The following is an 11,458-nucleotide window of genomic DNA, read 5'->3' on the forward strand; positions in this document are numbered from 1 at the left end:
TCCACGGCCGAGTACTCACACCACCACGAACGGCCGAATCGTCACACCGGTCACGGCTGACCACAACATCTCATCAAGATCCTGTTACGAGCTCTAAGAATGTGCAACTCCGCTTTCGGCCCACCCCTCGCCGGACCGCGGAGTGCCGGCACGCACCGGTATTGCACGGCCAGGGAGGTCACGGCCCGAGTCCGCGGACCGAGACGCCCAGGGTCGCCGATCGGACAACGGCGTTCGCTCCATGCCCGCCCGCACTCACACCGCCGCACCGCACTGCGCCGGTTCTGCGCCATCGAGGTAAAGCCTGATGTCACTCGACACCATCACCAACTCCGTAGACGAGGCAGTCAGCGGATTCTTCGAGCCCATCGCCAAGTGGCTCGGAGACGCCGTCTTCTACTCGGTCCCCGTCGCCGGGACCCAGCTCCCGCTGATCGTCGCCTGGCTCGTGGTCGCCGGTCTCGTCTTCTCCGGGTGGTTCGGCCTGGTGCAGATACGCAAGTTCCGCCTCGCGGTGAACGTGGTGCGCGGCAAGTACGACGAGGAGGGGTCGGCCGGTGAGGTCAACCACTTCCAGGCGCTGACCGCGGCCGTCTCCGGCACGGTCGGCCTCGGTAACATCGCCGGTGTGGCCGTCGCCGTCTCGATCGGTGGCCCGGGTGCGACGTTCTGGATGATCCTCTGCGGTCTGCTGGGCATGGCGACGAAGTTCGTCGAGGTGACCCTCGGTGTGAAGTACCGCGAGGTCCACGCCGACGGCACCGTTTCCGGCGGTCCGATGCACTACCTGCCCAAGGGCCTGGCCGACCGCTTCGGCGCCAAGGGCCTGAAGCTGGGCAAGGTGCTGGGTGTCCTCGCCTCCGTGATGATCCTCTTCTTCGGCCTCTTCGGCGGCAACCTCTTCCAGGTCAACCAGTCCTACGCGCAGCTGGTCTCCGTCACCGGCGGCGAGGGCGGCATCATCGGCTCCTCGGCCGGCGCCCTGTTCTTCGGCATCCTGGTCGCCGCGCTCGTCGGCATCGTGCTCCTGGGCGGCATCCGCTCCATCGCCTCCGTCACCAGCAAGCTTGTCCCCGCGATGGCGGGCATCTACATCGCCGCCTGCCTGGTCGTCATCCTCGTGAACGTCTCGGCCGTCCCGGCGGCGATCTCCACGATCTTCGAGGGCGCCTTCAACCCGCAAGGCGTCGCCGGCGGTGTCCTGGGTGCGCTGATCATCGGCTTCAAGCGGGCCGCGTTCTCCAACGAGGCCGGTCTCGGCTCCGCGCCGATCGCGCACTCCGCGGTCAAGACCAAGCACCCCGCCAGCGAGGGCCTGGTCGCCCTACTGGAGCCGTTCATCGACACCGTTGTCATCTGCACCATGACCGCCCTGACGATCGTCATCGCCAACCCCGCCAGCTGGGCCGAGGCGCGCAAGGGCGAAGGCCCCGGCGGCGTGACCATCACCTCGGACGCCTTCGGCACGGTCCTGCCCTGGTTCCCGTACATCCTCACCATCGCGGTGATGCTGTTCGCCATCTCCACCGTGCTGACCTGGGGCTACTACGGCCTCAAGGCCTGGACGCACCTCTTCGGCCGCAGCAAGACCAGCGAGCTGATCTACAAGGTTCTCTACACCCTGTTCGCGGTGGCTGGCTCGCTGCTCACCCTGCAGACCCTGATCGACATGGCCGACGCGGTGCTCTTCATGCTGGCGGTCATCAACATCATCGGCCTCTACCTGCTGGCCCCCGTGGTCAAGCGGGAACTCAACACCTTCCTCGAATTCGTCCGCCGCCGCGACGCCGGCCTGGACACCGAAGCAGACGAGGAGCGAGACAAGGAGCCGGTGAAGACCACCGTCTGACCGCCCCCGCGGCCCGGCTCCTGAGCGGGCTCGTACACACCTCGCGCCTTGGTGTGTACGAGCCCGCTCGCTTGCGTTTCAGCAGGTGAGAAGCCCTCTGGCGATATCCGGACATCTCCCATAGGGTGTAAAGAACGCGTCAATGGGGCAACCGAGGTGCCGGTGACGCGCGGTGTGCCGGGAAGTCTGGTCGGCGAAATAGGGGCCGTGTGCCCATTCTCAGCCGACGCCCCGGAAGGCCACCACCATGAGCGACCCGCGCCCCCGCATCGTCTTCGGACTCATGCCCTGGCCCGAACGCCAGGCCATCGCCTCCGCCCTGCGCACCGAGACCGTCGGCGGACTTGTGCTCCTCGCCGCCGCGGTCATCGCGCTCATCTGGGCCAACACCCCGTTCAGCGACGTCTACGAGGCGATACGCGACTTCCACTTCGGGATCCCCGCACTCGGCCTCGACCTGTCCGTCGGGCACTGGACCGCCGACGGACTCCTCGCGGTCTTCTTCCTCGTCGCCGGCATCGAACTCAAACGCGAACTCGTCGTCGGCGAGCTGCGCACCCCCGCCACAGCCGCGCTGCCGGTCATCGCTGCGGTCTGCGGCATGGTCGTGCCGGCGGCCCTGTACGCGCTGACCGCGGGCCTCGGCGGCGGCAGCCTGGACGGCTGGGCCGTACCCATGGCCACCGACATCGCCTTCGCGCTCGCCGTGCTCGCCGTCATCTCCACCCACCTGCCCTCCGCCCTGCGCGCTTTCCTGCTCACCCTCGCCGTCGTCGACGACCTCGGCGCCATCCTCATCATCGCCGTCTTCTTCACCAGCGACCTGAACCTCTGGGCGCTGGGCGGAGCCTTCGCCGGACTCGCCGTCTTCTACCTCCTCCAGCGCTACCGCGTCCGCGGCTGGTGGTGGTACGTACCCCTCGGCATCGCGATCTGGGCGCTGATGTACAACGGTGGCGTCCACGCCACCGTCGCCGGCGTCGCCATGGGCCTCATCCTGCGCACCACCCGCGACAAGGGCGAGAACGCTTCCCCCGCCGCCCGCGTCTCCCATCGGGTGCACCCGATCTCCGCAGGTGTCGCCGTTCCACTCTTCGCCCTCTTCGCCGCAGGCGTCAGCATCTCCGGCCCCGCACTGGCCGCAGTGTTCACCAGCCCCGAACCACTCGGCGTCGTCATCGGACTCGTCGTCGGCAAGATCCTCGGAATCTTCCTTGGCACCTACCTCGCCGCACGCTTCACCAAAGCGGAACTCAACCCCGACCTCGCCTGGGCCGATGTCCTCGGCCTCTCGGTCCTGGCCGGGATCGGCTTCACCGTCGCCCTCCTGATCGGGGAACTGGCCTTCCCGGGCGCGGAAATCGGTGAGCATGTCAAGGTCGCCGTCCTGATCGCCTCCCTCACCGCGGCCGTGCTCGCCGCTGTCCTGCTCCGGCGCCGGAACAAGATCTACCGGCGTCTGTACGAGGCGGAGACCCTCGACGCCGACGCCGACGGCATCCCCGACATCTACCAGCGCACCCCCGCGACTGGCGCCAACGACTGACGAGAAGGAGAGGGCAGGTGGGCGCGACGCTCCTGGGGCTGGCGATCGTCATCGCCGCCCTCGTGATCAGGACGGCGGTCTCCGAGCTGCGAGACCCCGGGGCCGGGCGTCGGCAGTGGTGATTTCTACAGGATCCGCGTGCATTGGCGGCCCGGGCGGTGGTGGCGTTCGTCCTCGCCCTGGCCGGCTGGCGGTCGGCCGGGGTGCCAGCCCTGCCCTGGGCGTTGCCGGCGTGAGCCTTGGTCGCACTCACCATCGGCGGCAGCCCACCTCCGGACTGACCCCGCCCAGCCGTCGTCAGCCGTACCCATCCAAGGAGTCTGCCTCCAGGCATCGCGGTCAACTCTTCGCTCGCGAATTCACGCGGCGGGAGGCCCGTTCGGCGCGCAGGAAGCACACTGCGGCCACCACCACGAAGCCGAAGCCGAGACGTCTGCCGGGCGGTTGTGACCGGCGGGTGGGGTGGCCGAGGTGACCCGGCGGTGGTCCGCAGCCGTGTCGAGTCGTAAGACGCATTCCGTGCGGGCCGCGTCGTGATCGACGTGAAATGGAGTCACTTCGGCGGACCGGGCGGCGGTGCTGCCTCGTCACCGCGTCCTACGGCCATGCGGCGTGTTGCGAGTGCGCTGACGGCCTTGCTGTCGGCCTCAGCGGCGTCGGCGAGGGCCTCGGCTGCGGCTTCCGCCGCCTTCGCCGCGTCGTTCTGCTTGGACGGCCATGGGGGAGGGCTTCGGTGAACGCGCGGGTGACGTTCTGTAGGGCGGATGTGACCTCCCCGGGTATGACCCAGAACGTACTGCCCGGGCCCTGTGCCAGTTGGGGGGCATCTGGAGGTACTGGTAGGCGAGCAGCTTGGGGTCGGGGTCGTTGCGGTGGACGGCTTGGAACACTTCGTCGATGGCCCGCGACTGACCTTCCGCTTTGAGGATCTCGGCGGTCCGGTTGCCTTCCGCGCAGGACGGCGGACTGCTTGTCGCCTTCCGCGGTGAGGATCTGCGACTGGCGCTGCCCTTCGGCTCCGAGGATGGCGGCCCGCTTGTCGCGCTCGGCCCGCATCTGCTTCTCCATCGCGTCCTTGATGGACTGCGGCGGGTCGATGGCCTTGATCTCCACCCGGTTGACCCTGAGCCCCCACTTGCCGGTGGCCCCGTCGAGAACGCCGCGGAGCTGGTTGTTGATGGTGTCCCGCGAGGTCAGGGTCTTCTCCAGGTCCATGGACCCGACGACGTTGCGCAGCGTGGTGACCGTCAGCTGTTCCACAGCCTGCAGGAAGTTCGCGATCTCATAGGCGGCCGCGCGCGGGTCGGTGACCTGGAAGTACAGAACGGTGTCGATCTCGACGACCAGGTTGTCTTCCGTGATGACTGGCTGAGGTCTGAAGGAGACGACCTGCTCGCGCAGGTCGATCTGGTTAGACCCGGTCGATGTAGGGGATGACGACGTTGAGTCCGGGTTTCAGGGTGCGGTGGTAGCGGCCGAGTCGTTCGACGTTGCGCGCGCGGGCTTGGGGAACGATGCATACTGCACGCATCACGGTGAAGACGGCGAAGACCGCGATGAGCAGGCCGGCGATGACAAACGCGGAAATCTCCATGGCTCACTCCCGGGGGTAGACGAGCGCGGTGGTGCCGGTGATCTCGATGACGTCGACGGTTGTTCCGGGAGGGATCACCAGGGTCTCGTCGTAGGCGCGGGCCGTTCATTCCTCGCCGCCGATGCGGACCCTGCCGCCCAGGTTCGACACCTCGGAAGTGACAAAGGCGGCTCCGCCGACCAGGGCGTCCACGCCGAAGCGCTCTTTCGGCGGCGGGGACAGGTGACGCAGGGCAACCGGGCGTACGAACACCACGCCGACCGTCGCGACGAGCGTGAACGCCAGGAACTGCCAGGGGAGGGGAAGCCCGACAGCCGCGAACACGGCCGTGACCAGCGCTGCGCTGCCGAGCAACCCGAGTGCGGCGGTGAGAGTGACGATCTCCGCCGCACCCAGGACCAGCGCGGTGATCAGCCAGATCAGCCAGGGGTCCATCGATTACGCCTCCTGACGAGGAAGGAGAGCGCGAATATGCCGCCTTTTGTAAATTTTTACCCAGTTACCTGCGAAAGGAATTGGGATCCGCCCGCCGTCCGCGTGGGCTGTGTCTCGGTGCCATGGGAAGATCGACAGTTGCGGCGGGTTCCGGGGTCCCGACTGCTGGGGCGCCGGGCCGGACACCAGTGGTGCCGAGCCGCTGCAGACCAAGGCGACTCCGGCCCCGTATTCACCTCAGGTAGCGGTCGCCTCTTCGGCTGCCGCGGTCGCGTGCGACGAGGACGGGGTGCCGTTGAAGTCGGCCTGGCTGGGGCGTGACGGCCTGGCCTGACGAGGCGGCATGAAACGCGTGTGCCCCCCGCCGGAGGCGGCGGGCACAAGCTCGTTGCTGTGGAGCTCTCAGTGGCCGGCGCTGAGCCGGCCGGCGAGCTTGTCGTGCATCTCGGCGCTGGGCTCGTTCAGGCCGATGATGGTGACCTTCTTGCCGCGCTGCTTGTACTTGGTCTCGATGGCGTCGAGGGCGGCGACGGAGGTGGCGTCCCAGATGTGGGCGTCAGTGAGGTCGATGACCACGTCGTCGGGGTCGTCCTTGTAGTCGAACTGGCCGACGAGGTCGTTGGAGGAGGCGAAGAACAGCTCGCCGGTGACGGCGTAGACGACCTCCTTGCCGTCGGGGTCGACGACGCCGGTGACGTCGGCGAGGTGGGCGACGCGCTTGGCGAAGATGACCATGGCGGTGATCGAGCCGAGGACGACGCCGATGGCCAGGTTGTGGGTGGCGACGATGGCGGTGACGGTGACGACCATGACGGTGGTCTCGCCGATGGGCATCCGCTTGAGGGTGCTCAGCTGGATGGAGTGCCAGTCGAAGGTGGCGACCGACACCATGATCATGACGGCGACGAGGGCTGCCATGGGGATGTCGGAGACGACCGGGCCAAGGCCGATGCACAGCACCATCAGGAACGCACCGGCCAGGAAGGTGGACAGGCGGGTGCGTGCTCCGGAGACCTTCACGTTGATCATCGTCTGGCCGATCATCGCGCAGCCGCCCATCCCGCCGAAGAAGCCCGTGACGATGTTGGCGATGCCCTGGCCGATGGACTCGCGGGTCTTGTTCGAGTGGGTGTCGGTGATGTCGTCGACCAGCTTCGCGGTCATCAGGGATTCCATCAGGCCGACCACGGCCATGGCGAACGCGTATGGGGCGATCGTCGTTAGGGTGTCGATGGTGAACGGCACGTCGGGCAGGCCGGGCACCGGCAGTGAGGACGGCAGAGCCCCCTTGTCGCCGACGGTCGGGACAGCGATCCCGGCAGCGATCGTGATGACGGTCAGGATGACGATGGAGACCAGCGGGGCCGGGATCACAGTGGTGATCTTCGGGAAGAACACCATCAGCGCCAGCCCGGCCGCGATCAGCGGGTACACCGGCCACGGCACGTTGTGCATCTCGGGAACTTGGGCCATGAAGATCAGGATGGCGAGTGAGTTCACGAAACCGACCATCACCGAGCGGGGGATGAACCTCATCAGCTTCGCTACCCCCAGCGCCCCGAGCGCGACCTGGAAGACACCGGCCAGGATGACCGCGGCGATCAGGTAGCCGAGGCCGTGCTCACGGTTCAGCGGCGCGATCACGAGCGCGATGGCGCCGGTCGCGGCGGAGATCATCGCCCGCCGTCCGCCGACGACGGAGATGACCACGGCCATTGTGAACGAGGCGAACAGGCCGATCGCAGGGTCGACACCGGCGATGATCGAGAACGAGATCGCCTCGGGGATCAGCGCGAGCGCGACGACCAAGCCGGCCAGCACCTCGGTGCGCCACACCTTCGGGTCGGACAGCCAGTCGGGACGCAGGGCGCGCAGTCTCGCGGCGGGAGACGCAACGGAAGCAGTAGAAGACAAGAGAACGGGAACCTGTCGCACTCGGGCACACCCCACTCAGCAGGCCGGGGCGTACGGGAGAACGCGGAAGAGCCGGGCCGGCACCCCGCGGACGGGCCGCCAGGGGCGGACCAGAAGTCGGTGGCGGCGGAGCGGAGCCTGCGCGACGGCGCGGCCGGGCTCACGCCTGAGGGTGAAGCGTCACGGCGGGCAGGCGGCGGCGACGGGAGTCATGGGCTCGCGCACGCTCTCTCCTGCGAGAATCGGATCTTCGCCGGGAGCGCCATCGGACCCGACACAGCACTGCGGGGCAGCACGGACCGCCCTCGTTCATCAGCAACTCTACCCTAACGTTAGAGTAGAGGTCGGCGGGGCCGCACAGGACGGCCCGCCCCGCAAGAAGGGCCAGGACCACGGGCGTGGACGACAAGCACATGCAGATCGGTGAAGTCGCCGCGCGGACCGAACTGTCCCTGCGTACCATCCGGCATTACGAGGAGAGTGGCCTGGTCGTCCCCTCCGCCCGCTCTCAGGGCGGCTTCCGCCTCTACACCGAGACCGACGTGCAGCGCCTCATGGTCATCCGCCGCATGAAGCCGCTCGGCTTCACCCTCGACCAGATGCGCGACCTGCTCGACGCCACCGATCGTCTCGACGCCCCAGGCGACCTCGACGCAGGCGAGCGGAAGGCCCTGCTGGACCGTGTGCGGGAGTACGAGCAGGCCGCTGCCGAGCAGGTGGCCAAGCTCCGCATCCAGCTGGCCCGTGCCGAGGACTTCGCCGCCACTCTCGGCGCCCGCCTGGAGCAGAAAGTCACCACCCCCGGCCCCTGAAGCCGATTTCCAGCGGTGAGGCGGGGTACCTACCGAAACCTTGCCCACCAGGTGGCGCGTGCCGCTGTGTCCGGGAGCACCGCGCGACCCGGAGAAAGCGCACCGCGTCGCTCAAGCCTCGGTGTCGGGCCAGCCCAGCAGGCGGGCGCCGATCACCGCCGTCTGGAGCGTGTAGCGGTTCACAGGGTCGGCCGGGTCGGCGCCGGTGAGGCTGTGGATCCGCTCCAGCCGGTAAGTCAGCGCCCGCACGCTCAGCGACAGCCGACGCGCGGCCTCGGTCGCCACGCAGCCGCTGTCGAAGTACGCGGTGAGGGTGTCGATGAAGGGCGGGGCGCCCCCACGCCCTTTACGGAGCGGGCCCAGCACGCTTTCCACCAGGTCGGCCATCGCCTGCCGGTCCCGCGTCAGCACCGGATAGACCAGCAGATCCGCGGCGTGCAGCACCGGCCCGTCCAGGCCCATCCGCTCAGCCAGGTCAAGCGCGTTGAGCGCCTCCTCGTATGAGTGGACCACGCCGCCGGCGCCCGGGTGTGAGCGGCCTATGGCCACCTTGCCGCCATCGGTGGCCGCGTACGCCTGCTTCGCGAAGAAAGCCAGAACGTCCGGTTGGTCGCCGGGGGCCACGCAGATCAACCGGCCGTCCTTCGTGGTCAGCAGGATCTGCCGGCCCGCGAACCGGTTCAGCACCGCCGACTCGATGTTACGGGCTACCGGGTAGCCGTCGCCGTACGGCTCCGGGCCGGTCGCCACGGCCACCGCGTGGGCCAGCGACAGCCGCAGCCCGAACCGTTCGGCACGCTCGGCCAGCCGGCCCAGATCGCTGCGCCCGTAGAGCAGATCGTCGATGAACTCGCGGCGCTCGCCCTCCTCCTGACGAACCGCCTGGTGCTGGGCACGCTCGTACCCTTCCACGAAGGCGTCCACTGCTTGTTCGACCGCCGTCAGGAGGGAACCCGCCGCCTTGGACGGGACCGTCGCGAGGACATCCTTCGACGCGGCCAGATGCTCCCTGATCATCCCGCGGAGGCTGAGTCCGGCCTCCGCCGCCTTTTCCCCCTTAACGCGGCGTGCGTCGAGTTCGGCGCGGGTCAGTCGGCGTCCCGTGGCGCAGGCCTTGCCCAAGCTTTCTGCGTACCCCGCCAGATGGTTTTCCGGTGCTTCCCGGTCCATCACGCAATCCCCCCGATCTTGACGCGTCATGGACTGGCCTTGACGCGGAGACCAGGGTGACACGGGCAGCGAAGGGCGCCGCCACCGGCATCAGTGGAGCGTAAAGACTGCCGGTCACGGCAGTGCGCTGCCCTCCATCGGGCACAGATGATCAAGAGGCGAGGGAGTCGGCGCCGCCCGGAGCGATCGGTCTGTGGCTCCGGCTCATTTGATCCACGAGGTTCCCCCCGGCTTCGCCTCCCTGCTTCCGGGCAAAGCCGCTTCAGAGATCGGCCAGGCCGGGATCAGCGATGCCGCGCGGACACCCACACCGCAGCCGCGGCGGCGTCAGACCAGTTCAGCGAGGGCGACCTGGACGGCGCCGTCGTTCCGCTCGGCTCCCGGACAGCCGCCGCAGGAGACCGGCCCTCTCGGCACCGGCCGCTCGGACCCTTCCCCGTACCTCGTCCCACCCGCCTCATCCGGGCACGACCGATCACCTCGCGGGACCGAATCGCAGCAGGAGCCCCTTTGCCGGTGCCTTCCGCCGCAACGGCTGGTGGCCGGAGCCGGCCGCCGCGGCTCCGGCGGTTCCCTGTCCCGGCATCCCGCCGGCAGGAGCGGCGGCAGCCACCGCGACTCCGGGGCAGTCCAGACGTCCCCTGGGGAAGAACCCGGGTTCTCGCGTGCCCTCGCTGACATGAGTGGCGCCACGATGGAAAGCCGCCAGGTATGACACGCACATCGCAGCCAGGCCCAGGTGGGGACCGTAAGCGCGGGGAAACCGGCCGTGAGAGCACGGTGGGACCGGATCCGCAGGTGGAGGAGCAGGCGCCCGACCGGCTCGCCGAACTGCCGAAACAATCATGGAAGGCGGTGCTGCGCGGCACCGTAAAGGAGTTCAAGGACGACGAGCTCGCCGACCGGGCCGCAGCGCTCACCTACTACGGGGTCCTGGCCCTCTTCCCCGCGCTACTGGTGCTGGTGTCCTTGCTGGGCATCGCGGGGGAGTCCGCGACGAAACAGGTCCTGGACAACCTGCAGAAGCTCGCCCCCGGCTCGGCGCGGGACGTGATCAGCAATGCGGTACAGCAACTTCAGGGCCACAGCGGCGTCGGATCGCTCCTGGCGATCGTCGGCCTCGTCGTCGCCGTCTGGTCGGCGTCCGGCTACATCGCCGCGTTCATCCGCACCTCGAACGCCGTCTACGACATGCCCGAAGGCCGCCCTGTGTGGAAGGTCCTCCCGCTGCGGCTGGCCCTCACCGTCACCCTGATGGTCCTGGCCTGCGCAAGCGCGCTCATCGTCGTCTTCTCCGGCTCCCTGGCCCGACAGGTGGGCACGGCACTGGGAATCGGAGACACCGCCCTGACCGTGTGGTCGATCGCGAAGTGGCCCGTGCTGGTGCTCCTCGTCACGATCATGATCGCGATCCTCTACTGGGCCGCCCCGAACGCCAAGGGCCGCGGCTTCAAGTGGGTGACGCCGGGAAGTTTCCTGGCGCTGGTGATCTGGATGGCCGCCTCGGCGGGATTCGCGTTCTACGTCGCGAACTTCGCCTCCTACAACAAGACCTACGGCACCCTCGCCGGTGTGATCATCTTCCTGGTGTGGCTGTGGATCACCAACCTCGCGATCCTCCTCGGGCTGGAGTTCGACGCGGAAATGGTCCGCCAGCGCGCGATCGCCGGAGGACTGCCCGAGGACGAGGAACCGTACGTCGAACCCCGTGACACCCATGCCTGGAGCGACGGCGACCACCGCCGCATGGAGCACTGACCCGTCGCTACGACTCGTGCTGGCCGCCGCCGGCCAGCGCGACCCAGGGCTCAGGGGCGGCGGCGCGCGTAGCGCCAACCGTCAGGCAGCACCGCTCGCACCCGGCGCGGTGCGGTGTGGATCAGATGACGTCGTACGGCTGTGGTTCCCCCCCGGCAGGAAGACCACCACCACCGCCACCCGGGAGGTCTCGGCGCACCCGCGCGCACAGCGAAGGTGTATCCCCGCCCGCTACCGGACAAGCCGGCGAAACGCTGGCATCGGCCGTTTGGGCCCGAGCCGGCGGGGGGGGGTGTCTCTATGTCCTTCGTCAAGGACGTGGTGCCGGGTATGAGGTTGTTTGGGGTGGTCATGCGGCGAGGGTGATGGTGGGGGTTCTG

6 protein-coding genes and 2 pseudogenes are annotated in these 11,458 nt (G+C 68.4%); 4 read left to right on the forward strand and 4 right to left on the reverse strand.

From position 1 onward, the window contains the following. Positions 1-307 precede the first annotated feature (307 nt). The gene (locus ACFWTC_RS37500) at positions 308-1,849 is read left to right on the forward strand and encodes an alanine/glycine:cation symporter family protein (RefSeq protein ID WP_383921454.1); all 1,542 of its coding nucleotides are present in this window, start codon (positions 308-310) and stop codon (positions 1,847-1,849) included. A 247-nt stretch (positions 1,850-2,096) separates the two neighbouring features. Then, a complete protein-coding gene (gene nhaA, locus ACFWTC_RS37505) occupies positions 2,097-3,395 on the forward strand; it encodes a Na+/H+ antiporter NhaA (protein WP_383921451.1) in 1,299 nt (432 codons plus the stop codon). A 553-nt stretch (positions 3,396-3,948) separates the two neighbouring features. On the opposite strand, the pseudogene ACFWTC_RS37510 reads toward nhaA, so the two are convergent. From ACFWTC_RS37510 to ACFWTC_RS37520, 3 genes and pseudogenes are all read right to left on the reverse strand, one after another. Then, positions 3,949-4,989 (reverse strand): annotated as a pseudogene (locus tag ACFWTC_RS37510) (SPFH domain-containing protein). Positions 4,990-4,992: 3 nt separating this feature from the next. Continuing rightward, positions 4,993-5,424 (reverse strand): annotated as a pseudogene (locus ACFWTC_RS37515) (NfeD family protein). 402 nt (positions 5,425-5,826) lie between these two features. Then, the gene (locus tag ACFWTC_RS37520; RefSeq protein ID WP_383921449.1) at positions 5,827-7,338 is read right to left on the reverse strand and encodes a SulP family inorganic anion transporter; all 1,512 of its coding nucleotides are present in this window, start codon (positions 7,336-7,338) and stop codon (positions 5,827-5,829) included. A 398-nt stretch (positions 7,339-7,736) separates the two neighbouring features. On the opposite strand from ACFWTC_RS37520, the gene ACFWTC_RS37525 reads away from it, so the two are divergent. After that, entirely contained in the window at positions 7,737-8,150 is a 414-nt protein-coding gene (locus ACFWTC_RS37525) for a MerR family transcriptional regulator (RefSeq protein WP_383921446.1), read from the forward strand. A gap of 111 nt (positions 8,151-8,261) precedes the next feature. Here ACFWTC_RS37525 and ACFWTC_RS37530 read toward each other — a convergent pair whose 3' ends face one another. Next, positions 8,262-9,320 (reverse strand): PucR family transcriptional regulator, encoded by a 1,059-nt coding sequence (locus ACFWTC_RS37530; RefSeq protein ID WP_383921445.1) that lies wholly within the window; start codon positions 9,318-9,320, stop codon positions 8,262-8,264. Between the two features lie 711 nt (positions 9,321-10,031). Between ACFWTC_RS37530 and ACFWTC_RS37535 the strand changes: the two genes are divergently transcribed. Next, positions 10,032-11,078 carry a YihY/virulence factor BrkB family protein gene (locus ACFWTC_RS37535; RefSeq protein ID WP_384030419.1) on the forward strand — a complete coding sequence of 349 codons (1,047 nt, stop codon included), beginning with the start codon at positions 10,032-10,034 and terminating at the stop codon, positions 11,076-11,078. Positions 11,079-11,458: the final 380 nt, after the last annotated feature.

It is taken from the genome of Streptomyces sp. NPDC058619, from assembly GCF_042717785.1.
Lineage (GTDB): Bacteria > Actinomycetota > Actinomycetes > Streptomycetales > Streptomycetaceae > Streptomyces.